The organism is Aliivibrio sp. S4MY1 (assembly GCF_028765545.1).
Lineage (GTDB): Bacteria > Pseudomonadota > Gammaproteobacteria > Enterobacterales > Vibrionaceae > Aliivibrio.
The window spans coordinates 208,715-225,577 of record NZ_JARACP010000001.1 but is presented as its reverse complement, the minus strand read 5'-3'; the positions used below and the strand labels follow the sequence as shown (position 1 = coordinate 225,577).

The window sequence follows — 16,863 nt, the reverse complement described above, 5'->3', positions numbered from 1 at the left end:
TTAACAAAGATGAAACACACTAAAACCTCAATTTTAACAAAAACCATTGCACAAGTAATGTTACTGATTGTATTAATCTCAGTAGTGACAACTAGCTTGGCATTAGTCACCTTATCTTCTAGCTTAAAAGATGCCGAAGCCGTTAATATTGCAGGCTCGTTGCGTATGCAAAGTTATCGTTTGGCCTATGATATTGAAACCAATTCTCCAGAGCTTGTAGAACACCTCAGTAAGCTCTCTCAATCTATAAAATCGCCCTCTTTTAAAGCGTTAGAGCAATGGTTTGTACCAGACGATATTGAGCTTTCTTATCAAGATATTCTCTTGCAGTGGCAATCTTTACAACCCTCACTACTCAGTGACAACAAACAGATCTACTTAAATAAAGTCTCCATTTTTGTTGATCAAATTGACCATTTTGTTTTTCGACTGCAAGAATTCTCAGAACGTAAATTACAACTACTTTCTCTTATTGGCGGTTTAGGTTTATCTTTAATTGTCTCTTTGAGTATTTTCATTATCTTTTTTACTCAACGCAGAATTGTAAGCCCACTGCATCATCTTGTTGCAGCAAGTAAAGCCATGACGAAAGGAAACTATTCAGTTCAAGTAGATCTAAAAAGTGATAACGAATTAGGACAATTAAGCGATTCGTTTAACCATATGGCAAAACAAATTGATCTCAGTTACAGAGAACTTGAAAACCGAGTTGAAGATAAAACGAAGAAGTTAAGCCAAGCGAACCGCTCGCTCACCACTCTCTATCAATGCTCTCAACAGCTTTCTGCGTCTCAATTAGATGAACAAGCGTTTAAAAATATCCTAGATACTTTTGTAAATATTGAAGGCATCATAAGTGCAAGGTTAATTGTAGAAGAAGAATCCGGTGGGGATTGGGAGATAACCAGTGGTGAGTCAAATAACTCACCTTGGAGTTTACAAGAACTCAGTATTGATGGAGAACAACTCGGCTATTTAATGTGGCAATTTACTTTACCTTGCCCAGATCAAAAATTAATCATAAACATTGCGAATATTCTTGCGCGTGGCGTATTTTATAATCAAGCTCAAAAACAAACTCACCAATTAATTCTCTTAGAAGAACGATCGGCGATTGCTAGAGAGTTACATGATTCACTTGCTCAATCACTCTCATACTTAAAAATACAAACTACATTATTAAAGCGACAATTGGCCAAGTGTAATTGCCAAAGTACCAATACAACACTGACTGAATTAGATGAGGGTCTTAAAAGTGCCTATACTCAATTAAGAGAATTACTTAATACCTTTAGACTAACCATTAATAAAGCGCACTTTGGTGAGGCATTAAAAGAAATTACCACCACATTAGCTTCACAAACAAAGATACGAATTCATTTGAATAATGAGCTACCTTCTTTGCCCATAAATGCACAACAGCACGTTCATTTATTGCAATTAATTAGAGAAGCAACATTAAATGCCATCAAACACTCAAAAGCTGATAATATTATCATTACTTGTTTTCAAGAAGGTGAGCAAGGCTATATTAACATTGAAGACGACGGCGTAGGATTTAATCCTGCAGAAGAAAAAATTAATCATTATGGATTAAGGATAATGCAAGAACGAGCACATTGCGTTCGTGGCCACCTATCCATAAACTCCGAACTAGAACACGGTTGTACAGTGAACGTAACGTTTCCACTTAACCAATAAATAATAGAGGTACAAACTATGTGGAATGTTGTTATCGTTGATGATCATCCGTTAATGCGTCGTGGTATTGGTCAACTACTCTCTTTTGAAGAAGAATTTACACTCACAGGTGAAGCCAGTAACGGTACAGATGCAGTTGCACTAATCTCTAAAGATGAGCCTGACTTAGTGTTATTAGATCTCAACATGAAAGGGATGTCTGGTTTAGACACCCTCCATGCTCTACGTAACGAAGGCGTAACTTGCCCTATTGTTATCTTAACGGTATCTGATAATAAACAAGACATTAAAACTTTAGTGAAGGCCGGTGCCGACGGTTACCTATTAAAAGACAGTGAACCAGATGAATTAATCGCTTTATTAAAAGAGGCAATGAAAGGTGGAAAGGCTTATTCTGAGCAAGTAAGAGCGTGCTTAGAACAAGAAACTAACGGTGATGATAAACTGGAAAGTTTAACCGCTCGTGAACTTGAGATCTTACAAAATGTCGCCAAAGGTATGCGTAATAAGCAAGTGGCCGATAAACTGTTTATTTCTGAGGCTACCGTAAAGGTACACATGAAAAGTTTATTGAAAAAGTTGAATGTGAAATCACGAGTAGCGGCAACTCTACTCTACTTGGATTCTTAATATGAAATTATTTCTTTCTGCTCTTTTAAGCCTGACTTTACTCAGTGGCTGCGCTATCACAACACAACCAATAGATACTGAGTCTGAAGCTATTACTTTGCATTATAATGACAGCATTATTCAAGATCAAAAATGTACTGAAGTGGGAACGGTGACAGGAAGTGAAGGCCATTGGTACACGTTCTTTTTTATATCAAACAAGGATCTTATGATCGCAGCAGTTAATGATATTAAAAATGAAGCTCAAGCATTAAACGCAAATATTATTGTACTTCAAGATCCAATGGCATTTAACACATCAGTGACCATGCTTGGTTCTGCTTATATTTGTCCATAATGCTTATACCATCGTAGTAAATAATAATACCAAAACAAAATCTTACGCAAACAAAAACGCCAACAATAATGTTGGCGTTTTATTCACTCTTTAGTAAGCCTAAAAATAGCAGACTAATGGTATAAGGTTGATGCAATTTCATCTTCTCGCGAACACACCCAGTCAGGATCATACGGCCCCCAATCTGAAAGGCGATAATATCCGTCGTTGTGACGTCGACCATCTTGAATAAACATTAACTCTATACCAATACCAGGCAGGGCTTTCAATACATCTTGAATCGTACGACGAGGCCAACCGGTTAGCTCAACAAGCTTAGGCACATTCGGCCTTTCTAAATTATGCACCAATAACGCTAAATATAAGCGTCTGGCAAACACTGGATTCAACTCCATTGATACCTCCTGATTTAATAAGATCAATTATTAATCATTCAATATTTATGATGTTGAGATTGATCAACTAATTACGAAAATAATCGCACAATTCCATCAAAAAACACATAAAAATGCATTTATTGTAATTAGTTTTCATAACAATTTCATTATACATACCAATAATCACCCAATGTTAACGGTCCCTCCCCCTTCTACTGTCCCACCACAGCCAACCGCATCACCACTTCTTGCTGCCGCTTTTCCATCTATAAATACTGAACTAGACCCTGCAGATATTGATCTTGGGTGAGGTGGATGCTTGGGTTTTGAATGTGGTGCTAAAGGATCCCCTTCACGTGCAGCTGGTACACCATCAACTTTTACTGTTCCCGATCCAATAAGTACTGGAGTTGGATGAAATCCATCATGATCACAGCCTATGTCACCTACTTTTACTGCATTTCCCATCATTCATTCCATTTTTGATATTGTTTTAAAATTGTATATTTTCTCAACAAAGATAAGAATTATGGCAAAGAAAAAGACGAGTCACTTCAAATTATAACCAATAGAATACTAAATAACGCTCAGCTCTGGCGTATTTGCTCAAATCTCGTTATAAATAGACCATAATTTATAACATAATGAAGAAAGTCATGACTGCAATTTACGGAATTAAAAACTGCGATACCATTAAGAAATGTAAAAAATGGTTAGACGTTAACGACATCACCTTTACTTATCACGATTACCGTACTGATGGCATTGATAAAGAAATGGTTACTACGCTTGTTCAACAATTGGGATGGGAGAACGTGGTAAACAAACGAGGCACGACTTACCGTCAACTGAGTGACGAACAAAAAGCGTCCCTCAATGAAGAGACTGCAATTGAATTATTGCTAGAGATGCCAGCAATGATAAAACGTCCCGTATTGATTCACAATAATGAATACCATTTAGGTTTTAAACCCGCCCAATACGAAGCACTGTTTACTGTTTAATTTGCTGTATTATTACAGTGACCGTTTAAGAATGAAGTAAAGGAATACATAATGTCAGATACCCCAACACTAGCGCTTGCAAAAGATCTATTGAGTCGTCAATCCATCACCCCTGAAGATGCTGGCTGCCAAGAACTAATGATTAAACGCTTAGAGGCACTTGGTTTTAGCATTGAAATCATGGTTTTTGAAGACACCACCAACTTTTGGGCTCGTCGTGGCACAGAAGCGCCGCTATTTACTTTTGCAGGCCATACCGATGTGGTACCAACCGGATCACTAGATCATTGGAATACCAACCCATTTGAACCAACCATTATTGATGGCATGTTGTACGCACGTGGTGCTGCCGATATGAAGGGCTCACTGGCTTGTATGGTTGTCGCTGTTGAGCGTTTTGTTACTGAGCATCCAGACCATAAAGGATCGATTTCTTTTCTGATCACATCCGATGAAGAGGGCCCATTCATTAATGGAACCACTCGCGTAGTAGATACACTACAAGAGCGTAATGAAATTATTGATATGTGTATTGTAGGTGAACCATCCAGTACTGATTATGTTGGTGATGTGGTTAAAAATGGCCGTCGAGGCTCGCTTACTGGCAACTTAACCGTTAAAGGTATTCAGGGTCACGTTGCTTACCCTCACATCGCACGAAACCCGATTCATCAAGCAATGCCTGCATTAACTGAATTGGTAATGACTGAATGGGATAAAGGTAATGATTACTTTCCCCCAACCAGTTTTCAAATTCCAAATATGAATGGCGGTACAGGAGCATCTAATGTGATCCCTGGGGATGTTGAAGTCATGTTTAACTTTCGATTCAGTACAGAATCAACTGTTGAAAGCTTACAGCAACGTGTTATTGAAACATTAAATAAACACGATTTAGAGTATGACTTAGATTGGATTATCAATGGCCTTCCTTTCTTAACCGATACAGGTGCTCTTCTCACCGCTGTAGTCGATGCTGTTGATACGGTTAACCAACAAAAGCCCCAATTGCTCACCACAGGTGGAACATCGGATGGCCGTTTTATAGCTCAAATGGGTTCGCAAGTGATTGAACTTGGTCCTGTTAATGCCACTATCCATAAAGTAAATGAGTGTGTAAAGGTTGATGATTTAGAAAAACTAACTGATATGTATCAAGAAGTCTTAAATAATCTACTCGCGTAATCATCGATTGGCGTTATGATGGGAGGAAGCTCCTCTCATCATTGCATTGGTACTTTATGACTTATCAAGAACTGACAGGCTTATCAAGCCAGCACCTTTCTTTTGTTACCCCTCATCGTCAACTTCATCATGATTGCGTCTCTTCATTTGAATCATTAGAAAAAGCAGCACTGGACGCAGGTTTCTCTCTGACTATTGCCAGTAGTTTTCGTGATTTTGAACGCCAGCTTATGATTTGGAATAATAAATTTAATGGCATTCGTCCTATTTCTGGCAATGATGGACTGCCGTTAGATACTAGCGCCATGAGCGATATAGATAAAATTCACGCAATTATGCGTTGGTCTGCCCTTCCGGGAGCTAGCCGTCACCATTGGGGAACCGATCTTGATATTTATGCTGAAAATACGCTTCCTGAAGGTGTAAATCTGCAACTTGAACCATGGGAATACACTACAGGTCACCAAGCTCAATTTAGCAAGTGGTTGCAAGAAAATGCCTCACTACATGGCTTCTTTTTCCCTTATAACGCAGATAGAAAAGGCGTGGCTGTCGAACCTTGGCATATTAGCCATAAAGAAAAGGGAGCTGAGTTAATGACAATGCTAACGCCTGATATTCTTTTACAAGTATGGAAAGACGTCGACTTAGCAGGAAAAGACACTATCATTAAACATATTGATACACTGTTTGTACGCTACGTTACTAATATTAGTAAGGATTAAATATGGAATGGTTAATGAACCCTTGGGTTATCATAGTGATTGTTTTGAGTGTGGTCATTGGTAACCTTGCTGCTTTAAAAGCAACCGCAAATATGAAATTCAAACACACGAAAAAAACAACGACTCCTCAAGAGAATGAAAAAGAAGAAACAAAACAAAAAATACACACTAAGCAAGAAACCGACGATGTACAAAGTGATGAAAAAAAAGACGCTCAATAATCTGAGCGCCTTTGTTTTATTTATTATTAAGCAACGTTAATGAGGATCACTCCTCTATTGCTTTCTCTTTTGGCATTTTATTTGATTTTTCAATCATAGCGGCAAGAACAGGAACCACAGAATCTAATGTTGCTTCATCAACAGGCTTACCTGCTGCATCTGTTACGTTAATTGAAGTACGATTGCCTAAATCACCGAGTAATAAATTGTATGTACTACCCTCAAAAGAAAGTGGTTTTGTACCAATTTCTTCCCAGAACTCATCATCAGGCTCTTTGTATTTCACTTCAATCGTACCTTGAGAGCGATTTCTGTCTTCAATGGTTAATCCCATCATAGGCAATAACTCTCCAAGACGCTCCCAGAAGATATTATACGGCGCACGAGCAATAATAACAGGCAAACCACTTCTGTCTTGCCCCATAGATATTGGGATACGCTTAACTAATTCTTCAGCACGAATACGCGCTTCTTCACGTAATTGCTCATCATAAGCTGACGTCACTAAATTGGTCATCAAAATGTTGTAGCGGGCTTTGTTCGCTTGCGTTACTTCGGTTTGCTTACCGTCAACTTGCCAATCAATTAGCGTAATTTGAAAGCCTGAGCGATTATTTTCACTCAATTTTTCAATATTGTAGCGCGCACCAAACTCATGGTCTTCATCTTCTGAATTCCATTTAAGCCAATCGGTCTCTATTTTATCGTCACTTTGCGAAACAATATCAATATCACGTTTTTCAATTAGCGTTAATACTGTTTGCCATAGTTTATCTACGTCTTCTTCTTTCACAAGCCATACGGTCACTTCACCCTTTTGCTCTTCAATACGAGCACCAGGGATCAACTCTAGCACTTGCTGAGGAGGACGAATATCCACGTCTTTCCCAACTCCACCACTGTACTCACCTTTTGGAATATCATACTGAGGGTAAAACTCAGGTTTTGCCTCTGCAGGTTGCTTCCACTCTTCTAATGGTGGTGTATCCAAGTATTTAAAATCTTGCTTGGCTTGGCGACGCTCTGTTGGACTGCTTGAACACGCTGATAGAACAGCAATCATCAATGATCCAACAACAAAGCGAGTCTTCACTTTCATTTTTAATCCTATTACTTCAGCACACCAGCATTAATTAAGGCTTGTTCAACCACAGGTTGTAATGATGAGCTTAGTTCCGTCAATGGTAAACGAATATCTGAGTGAGTAATCATACCTAAACGATGCGCAGCCCATTTTACAGGAATTGGGTTTGCTTCAACGAATAAATCTTTATGTAGTGGCATTAAGCGTTGGTTAATCAGTTCCGCTTCTTCAAATTTACCTTGAGCCGCCAATGCGAACATGGTTGCCATATCTTTTGCTGCAATATTTGACGTTACCGAAATAACACCGTGGCCACCCAATTTAACAAAATCAAGTGCCGTCGCATCATCACCACTAAGTTGGATGAATTTTTCACCACAAAGTTCACGAGTAAGTGCAACTCTATCTAAATCACCCGTCGCATCTTTTAATGCGACAATATTGTCAAGCTCTGACAAACGAGCCACTGTTTCAGGCAATAAATCTACCGCTGTGCGGCCCGGTACATTATAAAGAATTTGTGGAATATCCGTCGCTTCTGAGATTGCTTTATAGTGTTGGAACAAGCCTTCTTGTGTTGGCTTGTTATAGTAAGGCGTCACACTTAGACAGCCAGCAACACCTGAGTCGTGGAAAAGCTTACTAAATGTTACTGCCTCATGAGTGGCATTAGCACCTGTACCAGCAATAACAGGAATTCGTCCATCAGCAAACTCTAGTGTTTTCATCACTAGCTTGACATGCTCTTCTACACTTAATGTCGCGGATTCACCGGTTGTACCAACAGCAACAATACCATTAGTACCGGCATTAATATGATAATCTACTAGGTTTTTTAAGCTGTTGTAATCTACTTCACCATCGGTATCTAATGGTGTAACTAATGCGACAATGCTACCTGAGAACATATCCTTCTCCCTTTTTTCTTAGCCTGAATGTGCGAATTAATTCTGTTATTCATTAATTTCATAGCAAAGAGTCATCGTCCTTGACCACAGTAAACACCCTATGGTTTTCATCTTCTATGCTATGAGCAGAATCATTCAATCAATATACCTCAAGGATATTACATAAGAGCCTCTGTTGTAGAGTCTTTTTTTTGACGATTGTCTACTATTGCTTGCTTATCACACAATCACTTGCGTGTTAGTATTAGGTTATCTTTTTCAATAACGAGTTTTTTATGCCTCAGTACCTTGTAATTACCGCGGTTGGTACAGACAGACCGGGTATCTCTAATAAGGTGACTCGTCTTGTCACCGAATCAAGCTGCAATATCGTTGATAGTCGTATCGCGTCATTTGGTAATGAATTTACGCTGATCATGCTGCTCTCCGGTACAGCAAATGCGATTTCTCGTATTGAAAATACTTTGCCTTTACTTGGTCAACAACACGATTTAATCACCATGATGAAGCGAACATCACCTCATCAAGAGAAAGATATTTTTTATACTATTGATGCCTTTGTCGAATCAGAAGATCGTCCTGGATTAACCGAAAAATTCACAGACTTCTTAGCCAATCGTGATATTGATTTAAAAACGCTTAGTGCTCAAACGCTTAAAAAGGGCGAAAACCAAAATACGTTTCAAATTCAAATTACTGCTGAAATCTTTCAAGAATGTCACATCATTGAGATTCAAGAGCAATTTGAAGCACTGTGTGACTCATTAGGCGTCAGCGGGAAAATAAATTTTTATAAAACCAATTAGAAAAACACAGCCAAAAGGAAATATCATGATCACGCCATTAGCCGCAGGCTCTCCTGCACCAGACGTATCTCTTTTTGATCAAGATGGAGAGTCAATTTCTCTATCTGATTTAAAAGGCAAAAAAGTCTTATTTTATTTTTACCCTAAAGCGATGACACCTGGCTGTACGGTTCAAGCTCAAGGTCTACGTGATATTAAAGCAGAATTAGATGCGCATAATGTCGTAACACTGGGCGTCAGTATTGACCCTGTGAAACGCTTAGGTAAATTCATTGAGCGTGACAGCTTAAACTTCACCTTATTATCAGATGAAGACCATGCAGCAGCAGACGCATTCGGTGTGTGGGGCGAGAAAAAATTCATGGGAAAAGTTTACGATGGGTTGCACCGTATTAGCTTTCTAATTAATGAAGAAGGTGTTATTGAATACGTGTTTAACAAATTCAAAACCAAAACGCACCATGAAGTGGTATTGGACTATTTAAACAATAAATAATTAAACGAGAAATAACCGTTTAATCATTGAAAAAAGGCGATGCTCATAAATAGCATCGCCTTTCTAATTTTAAAGACTACCAGCGCAATTGATCACGTTACGCCTGCTTATTAAATGTCTCATCTGTTGCAGGCAATGCTTTCCATACGGCTTTCACTAAAGTAGCAAGTGGAATGGCGAAGAAGACCCCCCAGAAACCCCAGAAACCACCAAAAACCAATACTGATACAATGATAGCAACCGGATGCAGATTTACCGCTTCAGAGAAAAGAACAGGTACTAATACGTTACCATCTAATGCTTGAATAATCGCATAAGAGAATATTAACCAATAAAAATCAGGCGTTAATCCCCACTGAAACAAAGCAACAATTGCAATTGGCACTGTTACTGCTGCTGCACCAATATATGGAATCAATACAGAAAAACCAACCATCACTGCTAATAACAATGCATATCGAAGATCCATAATAAAGAACGTAATGTAACTCACGCCTCCGACAATAATGATTTCAACCACTTTGCCGCGAATGTAATTACTTATCTGTTCATTCATCTCGACCCATACTTTAGTCGCTAAACGGCGATTTTGAGGTAGGATATGGCTCATTGTTGCTACCATTTCGTCTTTATCTTTTAGCAAAAAGAACACAAGCAAAGGCACAAGAATTAAATACACACCTAATGCAGCAAGGCTAACTAATGAAGACAGTGAGCCTTTAACTAAACTCTCTCCCATCCCTAAGACCTTGTCACGAATGGTATCTAATAAGGTTTCAATCGATTGAGGTTGAATAAACTCAGGATAGCGCTCAGGTAAGCTAGACAAGAAGTTATGCAAACCATTAAACATCGAAGGAAGATCATTTATTAAGTTCCCAACTTGAGTCCAAATAGTCGGCACAAGGCCAAAAACAGCCATCAACATCAAACTGATAAATAAAATTATCACTAAAATAACCGAAAGTGTTCTTGGTACCCCTAATCGAGTCAATTTTACTACCGGCCATTCAAGTAAATACGCTAACACGATGGCAACTAATAAAGGGGCAATAAGATGACCAAAGAAATAAATAGTAATAAAGCCGACAATAAGAATCGCAACTAAGCTCACCGCGTGTGGATCTGAAAAGCGGCGCTTATACCACTTTGTTACCATATCTAACATATTATATTCTACTTCCTAGTGACGGTTAAAAATACGAATGATGCTTCATACTCTACGTTAATCGCAAATGCATTGAGCTCAAAATACTTCATGATATCGGCTAACGATGTTTTGTCGACGACTTTAATCTCTAATTTTCCATTTATATCCAAGCTTTGCGCTGCTCGCTTGGCTAACAGTAGCGACATTGGGCAACGTTGTTGTGATAAATCTAAGGTTCGGGTTTCCATTCTTCACCTCTATAGATATGATAGATTTGAATAAGTATAAATCACATAATTTCTACAAAAAAGAAACCAATTTATATTTTGGTGCTCTTATTAACTGTATATTGAGTTATTATATCTTTCATAAACATAACTGAGTGTTATTAAAAAGGATTTGTAAAGACGACATGTTCAAATTAAAAAAACTGGCCAGCTGTTTACTGATCACTTCATTACTAACAAGCCCTCTCACTGCAATGGCAAAGAACGATTTAGACTTGCCTGATATAGGAACAACCGCGGCTTCAACCCTAACGATTGATCAAGAGTTAATCTACGGCGATGCCTATATGCGTATGCTTAGAGCTAGCCAACCTGTGATTAATGACCCTGTTTTAGCTGAATATGTTCAAGATCTTGGGCATCGTCTTGTCGCTAACGCCAGTGATGTTAAAACCCCATTCCATTTCTTTCTGATCAATAACAGAGACATTAACGCCTTTGCTTTTTTTGGTGGTTATGTTGCTCTGCACTCTGGCCTATTTTTATATGCCCAATCAGAAAGTGAATTAGCTTCAGTTGTCGCTCACGAAATCGCACACATTACTCAACGCCACCTTGCTCGAAGTATGGAAGAGCAAGCAAGGCGCTCACCTGCAACAATGGCTGCGCTTGTTGGTTCATTATTATTAGCCATTGCTGCACCTGAGGCTGGTATTGCAGCGATTACAGCAACCACTGCTGGTACAATGCAAAGCTCTATTAACTACACCCGTAGCAATGAAAAAGAAGCTGACCGATTTGGTATTGATACGCTCGCAAAATCAGGGTTTGATGTCTCTGCTATGCCTCGTTTTTTCTCTCGCTTAGCGGATCAATATCGCTATGCAAGTACACCGCCACCGATGCTGTTAACTCACCCACTACCGACATCTCGTATTACTGACAGTCGAGAAAGAGCGCAACAATATCCAATGCGTAGAGTCAATACTTCTCTGCATTACCATCTGGCTCGCTCACGCATTGTGGCTCGTTTCGCTGGCATTGATAGTAATGCCGCACTTGATTGGTTTTCTCGTAAATCAAAAACTCATAACGTCGATATAAAAAATGCCTTAAATTACGGTAAAGCGTTAGTTTATATTGATTCAAAGCAATACGATAAAGCACAACCATTGATCGATAACTTATTAAAGAGCGCCCCCCTTAATACGTTTTATATTGATGCTGCAACAGACTTAGATCTGTACACAAAAAAGAATGAACAAGCCATTACGCGTCTAAAAAATGGGTTGGTTCAACTACCAAATAATGCGGTGTTAACTATTAATTATGCTCACGCCCTCTCTGAATCCAATAAACCAGCAGAAGCAGTTCGAGTATTACAACGCTACACCCACGATAATCCTAGCGATCCAACGGGATGGCAGCTATTAGCTAAGGCATATCATGATAATGGCAGTTCTGATGGTGAATTAGCAGCCAGAGCGGAAGTTTACGCACTTAAAGGAATGTGGAACAAAGCATTAAGTAATTATACTCAAGCAAGCCAATTGGTTGAGTATGGTAGTTTAGATCAAGCAAGATACGACGCAAGAATCGATCAGCTTCGTCTATCAAGAGAGCGTTTTAGCGCTTTATAATCAATAAGGAAATAGTATGTCTGTTGTTATTTATCATAACCCTCGTTGCTCAAAAAGCCGTGAAACGTTAGCACTCGTAGAAGCACAAGGCGTTACCCCTGAAATTGTGAAATATTTAGAAGAAACACCAAGTGTAGCAACCTTAAAAACCTTGTTTTCTCAGCTAGGGTTTACTTCAGTTCGTGACATGATGAGAACAAAAGAAGCTGAATATAAAGAACAAAACCTAGAAGATAGCTCGGTAAGCGACGAGCAACTTTTTGAAGCAATGGTACAAACACCAAAGTTGATTGAACGCCCAATAGTCGTTCATGGTAATCAAGCAAAAATTGGTCGTCCGCCTGAGCAAGTTCTAGAGATTTTATAGTAGGAAGCAGGAAGCTAACATGGATTCAGTTGAAATGAGCGCAGAAACAAAGCGCTATCGTTTTCTTGCACTATTTTGCAATTTAGCACTGTTAGGTTTTGTCGCACTTTGGCACAGTACCCTTTCACCTCATCCACTAATAAACCCTTATGGCATTATGGTGGCGTGGATAATACCAATGCTTTTTCCACTTAAAGGGATTATTCAAGGGAAACCTTACACTCATGCATGGGCAAACTTTATTTTAATGTTTTACTTCTTGCATGGTTTAACAATTCTTTGGCTTGATGAGGGAGAGCGTTATCTCGCTTTAATTGAAGTTATCATTACCTCTGGTGCTTTTGTTGGTAATATTTATTATGCTCGCTTACGAGGCAAGGAATTAGGGTTAAAACTCAAACGTCTGTCTGAAGTCGAAAAAATAGAAAAAGCCAAATATACCGAGAAATAGTGGGCTTACAAATACAAAAAAGGTGACTACATTATATAGTCACCTTTTTTATTTATAATTATCGATACTTCAAATGTATTAACTTGCGTTGAGTTGATACTCACGAACAACGGGTTTTGCTTCTGTTGTTTCTTTCACTTCTTCTAATTCAACTAAAGCGTCATTATTTGCTACTGGTTTCTCAGACTCCTGCGCGACGTCCTGACTGGCACCTTCGATGACAACCGTCTTTTCAATTTCATCATTTACAACGGGCTCTTCTGGAATAAGTGAAATACGAGCGTTTTTACTCAAAAGCTCATCATTAAACTGTTGGTAATCCCCCAACAAGCTTAATGTATAGGTCACTTTGTCCCCTTGAATGGTATTTACTTGCACACTTGCCACTGAATTCATTTGCTTTAATTGTTTCTCAATACTGAAAAAAGCACGTGTTGTGTGAATGCCTTGAATAGAAACCGTTTCTGAATCACTCGCCACTGCCCCTAAGTTTTTAGTGTAGGTTTTAGCAAAGTAATCACTCACCTCATTAACCATATCAGCCAATTGAACAGAGCCAGATACACGACCTTCAATCGGTTTTTTTGATGCTGTAACTAAATATTGAGGCGTTGTATCAAATAAAGTCCATGTTGAACTATTGCCACGCACTTTTACCACCAATATGGCTTGTGGGTTATAACGCTCACTCGCATCTGCAATTGGTTTTTTAAAGTTACCCCATAAATCAGGGATCTCGATTGAAGTTACATCGTCAAAATCCCCAACAGGGAACATGACAGGTAAGCCTCTCTCATTCGCGGCATCTTTAATTCGCGTAATTAGGCTGTTGTTTGACTGTTCCCAAATAATGCTTCTTTGGTAATTATATTCATTCACCACCCAAACCAAGACTGATTTACGCGGTGTTTCCCAAATACTTTGCTCTGCTTGAGTTAATAAGCTCAACACCATCTTTGAGTTATAGCCTAACTTCATTGCACGAGGTGCGTCATCGTATTCAACAAAACTCATTTGTGTTACATAGCGATTACTCTGTGTTAGCGCTTTCTTTATTACTTCATTTTGAGCAATATCCGTTTTTCCGGACACTTTGATCAGAACATTAACTAAACCATCTTGCTTAGCAATACTTTCTGCTTCTTCTGATCCTGTTAATTGCACTTCTGTATGATAGAGATCGTTTTGCTGTTGAGCAAAAACAGGCCCTGTAATCATACAAATTAATAAACACAAAATACGTAACATCAAACAACCTATAATTACTTTTATAATTTACTGCTGATAATAAGGGCTATCCCCTTATTCAGCAAGGATTCGAATTGACTCAGATCTAACTTTCAAGCTATTAGAGTGATACAAGGCAGAAAAGTTTTATTTTTTCACGAGCTAAATCAAGATATTTATTAATGGAATAGTGATAGAATCCCTCAAATTCATTACTGGAAATGGAAATGCTATACAATTTGTTCCAAGGTTTTCAAATGCTGTTCGTTGCATTTGGTGCACTCGTTCTTGTTCCCCTTCTTACTGGCTTAGACCCTAATGTTGCTCTGTTCGGTGCTGGTGTTGGTACCCTTCTCTTCCAATTAGTTACTCGTCGATCTGTCCCTATCTTCCTTGCCTCCTCCTTTGCCTTTATCGCTCCAATTATTTATGGCACCCAAACATGGGGCATTCCTGCGACTATGGGTGGCTTAATGGTTGCTGGATTTGTGTATGTCATTTTAGGCGCCGTGATTAAAGTGAGAGGCGTTGCTTTTATTCATAAATTACTGCCTCCAGTGGTTGTTGGTCCGGTCATCATGGTTATTGGTTTAGGGCTTGCGCCAACAGCTGTAAATATGGCTTTAGGTAAAACGGGCGATGGTGCATTTCAATTAGTTGATGGGCAACTTGCTTTCTGGATTGCGGCGGCTTCATTATTTACCACTATTGCAGTGAGTGTTTTCTCTAAAGGCTTTTTCAAATTGCTACCAATCCTATCTGGCATTATTGTGGGTTATTCATTAAGCCTTATTTTTGGTGTGGTTGATTTCACTCCTGTTCATCAAGCCGCTTGGTTTGCACTGCCTAATTTCACATTTCCTGAATTTAATATTAATGCCATTCTATTTATGATCCCAGTTGCTATTGCTCCTGCTGTCGAGCACGTTGGGGATATGTTAGCTATCTCAAATGTTACCGGAAAAGATTACCTTAAAAAACCAGGATTACATCGCACAATCACAGGTGATGGCATAGCAACAATGGCCGCATCATTAATCGGTGCTCCACCAAACACAACTTACAGTGAAGTAACTGGCGCAGTTATGCTAACTAAAGCCTTTAATCCTGTAATCATGACATGGGCTGCGGTATGTGCCATTGTTCTTGCTTTGGTTGGTAAATTAGGCGCAATGCTTCAAACTATCCCTGTACCGGTTATGGGCGGGATTATGATTTTACTGTTTGGCTCGATTGCTACTGTTGGTTTAAATACTCTTATTAAAAACCAAGTCGACTTGCATAAAGCACGCAATCTTACGATTGTTGGTGTAACGCTTGTGTTTGGTATCGGTGGTATGGCGGTAGGTATTGGTGACTTTAACCTTCAAGGCGTGAGTCTGTGTGGTATCGTTGCGATTGTGCTTAACTTAATTCTTCCTAATGATTTAGGCGAAAGCCACGTTGTTGATAACGCACAAATGGAAGAAGATAAATAAATCTAGATCCTAATTAAAGAAAAGGCTTGATGATTATCTCATCAAGCCTCTTTACATTCTTAACTTTTAACTTTCTAAGCTAGAAAATTATAAATTATTTAGTACCGAAAATCTTATCACCAGCATCGCCAAGACCAGGTACGATGTAACCTTTATCATTTAGCTTCTCATCGATAGCCGCAGTGTAAAGCTCTACATCTGGGTGTGCTTTTTCTAGCGCTTCAATACCTTCTGGAGCAGCAACAAGTACAAGAACTTTAAAGTGCTTACAACCTTTCTCTTTTAAAAGATCTAGCGTAGCAATCATAGAACCACCAGTTGCTAACATTGGATCTACAACAAGAGCAATACGCTCATCGATATTAGAGGCCAATTTATTGAAGTATGGTACTGGTTCTAATGTTTCTTCATCACGGTAGATACCAACAACACTGATACGTGCGCTTGGAATGTGCTCTAAAACACCATCCATCATGCCAAGACCTGCACGAAGAATTGGTACTACTGTTACTTTTTTGCCTTTAATTTGGTCAACTTCAACAGGGCCATTCCAGCCATTGATAGTTACTTTTTCTGTTTCAAAATCTGATGTTGCTTCATACGTTAGTAGGCTACCTACTTCTGTTGCTAATTCACGAAAACGCTTAGTGCTGATTTCGCCTTCACGCATTAAACCAATTTTGTGTTTTATTAGCGGATGTTTTACTTCAACAACTTTCATTTCTGACTCCAGATACTGATACATTAATCAAACCTTCTAATTATACATAATTTTGAATTGAAAAATGACGTTATAAGAAAATATTTTATACCTCGTAAAAGCATTTACCGAACTTATTATTTTTTATT

The 16,863-nt window shown here is 38.8% G+C and carries 21 protein-coding genes; 13 read left to right on the top strand and 8 right to left on the bottom strand.

The window, feature by feature from the left end:
* Positions 1 to 9 precede the first annotated feature (9 nt).
* From narQ to PVK71_RS01145, 3 genes are read left to right on the top strand one after another with little or no spacing between them, the layout of a single operon-like run.
* A complete protein-coding gene (gene narQ / locus PVK71_RS01155) occupies positions 10 to 1,701 on the top strand; it encodes a nitrate/nitrite two-component system sensor histidine kinase NarQ (RefSeq protein ID WP_274417365.1) in 1,692 nt (563 codons plus the stop codon).
* 18 nt (positions 1,702 to 1,719) lie between these two features.
* A complete protein-coding gene (locus tag PVK71_RS01150; protein ID WP_274417366.1) occupies positions 1,720 to 2,331 on the top strand; it encodes a response regulator in 612 nt (203 codons plus the stop codon).
* Position 2,332: 1 nt separating this feature from the next.
* The gene (locus PVK71_RS01145; protein ID WP_274417367.1) at positions 2,333 to 2,668 is read left to right on the top strand and encodes a DUF4156 domain-containing protein; all 336 of its coding nucleotides are present in this window, start codon (positions 2,333 to 2,335) and stop codon (positions 2,666 to 2,668) included.
* A 113-nt stretch (positions 2,669 to 2,781) separates the two neighbouring features.
* Here PVK71_RS01145 and PVK71_RS01140 read toward each other — a convergent pair whose 3' ends face one another.
* On the bottom strand, positions 2,782 to 3,063 hold the full coding sequence (locus PVK71_RS01140; protein WP_130044082.1) for a winged helix-turn-helix domain-containing protein: 282 nt from the start codon (positions 3,061 to 3,063) through the stop codon (positions 2,782 to 2,784).
* A gap of 165 nt (positions 3,064 to 3,228) precedes the next feature.
* Entirely contained in the window at positions 3,229 to 3,513 is a 285-nt protein-coding gene (locus PVK71_RS01135; RefSeq protein ID WP_274417557.1) for a type VI secretion system PAAR protein, read from the bottom strand.
* A 188-nt stretch (positions 3,514 to 3,701) separates the two neighbouring features.
* Between PVK71_RS01135 and PVK71_RS01130 the strand changes: the two genes are divergently transcribed.
* From PVK71_RS01130 to PVK71_RS01115, 4 genes are read left to right on the top strand one after another with little or no spacing between them, the layout of a single operon-like run.
* Positions 3,702 to 4,049, top strand: a complete 348-nt coding sequence (locus PVK71_RS01130) for an ArsC family reductase (protein WP_274417368.1) — start codon at positions 3,702 to 3,704, stop codon at positions 4,047 to 4,049.
* Between the two features lie 51 nt (positions 4,050 to 4,100).
* A complete protein-coding gene (dapE, locus tag PVK71_RS01125) occupies positions 4,101 to 5,234 on the top strand; it encodes a succinyl-diaminopimelate desuccinylase (RefSeq protein ID WP_274417369.1) in 1,134 nt (377 codons plus the stop codon).
* 56 nt (positions 5,235 to 5,290) lie between these two features.
* Complete coding sequence (locus tag PVK71_RS01120; protein ID WP_274417370.1) at positions 5,291 to 5,959, top strand: M15 family metallopeptidase; 669 nt, start codon at positions 5,291 to 5,293, stop codon at positions 5,957 to 5,959.
* A 2-nt stretch (positions 5,960 to 5,961) separates the two neighbouring features.
* Positions 5,962 to 6,180: a DUF2897 family protein gene (locus PVK71_RS01115; RefSeq protein WP_274417371.1), complete on the top strand. Its 219-nt coding sequence runs from the start codon at positions 5,962 to 5,964 to the stop codon at positions 6,178 to 6,180.
* Positions 6,181 to 6,226: 46 nt separating this feature from the next.
* On the opposite strand, the gene bamC is transcribed toward PVK71_RS01115, so the two are convergent.
* Positions 6,227 to 7,279, bottom strand: coding sequence for an outer membrane protein assembly factor BamC (gene bamC / locus PVK71_RS01110; protein ID WP_274417372.1), 1,053 nt, complete (start codon positions 7,277 to 7,279; stop codon positions 6,227 to 6,229).
* Positions 7,280 to 7,290: 11 nt separating this feature from the next.
* Complete coding sequence (gene dapA / locus PVK71_RS01105; protein WP_274417373.1) at positions 7,291 to 8,172, bottom strand: 4-hydroxy-tetrahydrodipicolinate synthase; 882 nt, start codon at positions 8,170 to 8,172, stop codon at positions 7,291 to 7,293.
* A gap of 275 nt (positions 8,173 to 8,447) precedes the next feature.
* Between dapA and PVK71_RS01100 the strand changes: the two genes are divergently transcribed.
* Together PVK71_RS01100 and bcp are read left to right on the top strand one after the other, a co-directional pair.
* A complete protein-coding gene (locus PVK71_RS01100) occupies positions 8,448 to 8,978 on the top strand; it encodes a glycine cleavage system protein R (RefSeq protein WP_130047679.1) in 531 nt (176 codons plus the stop codon).
* A 28-nt stretch (positions 8,979 to 9,006) separates the two neighbouring features.
* Entirely contained in the window at positions 9,007 to 9,474 is a 468-nt protein-coding gene (gene bcp / locus PVK71_RS01095; RefSeq protein WP_274417558.1) for a thioredoxin-dependent thiol peroxidase, read from the top strand.
* Between the two features lie 97 nt (positions 9,475 to 9,571).
* Here the strand turns inward: bcp and PVK71_RS01090 are convergent, their stop codons facing one another.
* Both PVK71_RS01090 and PVK71_RS01085 read right to left on the bottom strand, forming a co-directional pair.
* Positions 9,572 to 10,642, bottom strand: coding sequence for an AI-2E family transporter (locus tag PVK71_RS01090; protein WP_274417374.1), 1,071 nt, complete (start codon positions 10,640 to 10,642; stop codon positions 9,572 to 9,574).
* 8 nt (positions 10,643 to 10,650) lie between these two features.
* Entirely contained in the window at positions 10,651 to 10,872 is a 222-nt protein-coding gene (locus PVK71_RS01085; RefSeq protein ID WP_274417375.1) for a sulfurtransferase TusA family protein, read from the bottom strand.
* A 164-nt stretch (positions 10,873 to 11,036) separates the two neighbouring features.
* On the opposite strand from PVK71_RS01085, the gene PVK71_RS01080 reads away from it, so the two are divergent.
* The 3 genes from PVK71_RS01080 to PVK71_RS01070 are packed head-to-tail and all read left to right on the top strand — an operon-like array spanning position 11,037 to position 13,309.
* Positions 11,037 to 12,491, top strand: coding sequence for a beta-barrel assembly-enhancing protease (locus PVK71_RS01080; RefSeq protein WP_274417376.1), 1,455 nt, complete (start codon positions 11,037 to 11,039; stop codon positions 12,489 to 12,491).
* 16 nt (positions 12,492 to 12,507) lie between these two features.
* Positions 12,508 to 12,858: an arsenate reductase (glutaredoxin) gene (arsC, locus tag PVK71_RS01075; RefSeq protein WP_274417377.1), complete on the top strand. Its 351-nt coding sequence runs from the start codon at positions 12,508 to 12,510 to the stop codon at positions 12,856 to 12,858.
* Between the two features lie 19 nt (positions 12,859 to 12,877).
* Positions 12,878 to 13,309: a DUF2069 domain-containing protein gene (locus PVK71_RS01070; RefSeq protein WP_130044068.1), complete on the top strand. Its 432-nt coding sequence runs from the start codon at positions 12,878 to 12,880 to the stop codon at positions 13,307 to 13,309.
* Positions 13,310 to 13,387: 78 nt separating this feature from the next.
* Here the strand turns inward: PVK71_RS01070 and PVK71_RS01065 are convergent, their stop codons facing one another.
* Entirely contained in the window at positions 13,388 to 14,557 is a 1,170-nt protein-coding gene (locus PVK71_RS01065; protein ID WP_274417378.1) for a DUF2066 domain-containing protein, read from the bottom strand.
* Between the two features lie 206 nt (positions 14,558 to 14,763).
* On the opposite strand from PVK71_RS01065, the gene PVK71_RS01060 reads away from it, so the two are divergent.
* Positions 14,764 to 16,014 (top strand): uracil-xanthine permease family protein, encoded by a 1,251-nt coding sequence (locus tag PVK71_RS01060; protein ID WP_274417379.1) that lies wholly within the window; start codon positions 14,764 to 14,766, stop codon positions 16,012 to 16,014.
* A gap of 94 nt (positions 16,015 to 16,108) precedes the next feature.
* Here the strand turns inward: PVK71_RS01060 and upp are convergent, their stop codons facing one another.
* Entirely contained in the window at positions 16,109 to 16,735 is a 627-nt protein-coding gene (upp, locus tag PVK71_RS01055; protein WP_005420493.1) for a uracil phosphoribosyltransferase, read from the bottom strand.
* Between the last annotated feature and the right edge of the window lie 128 nt (positions 16,736 to 16,863).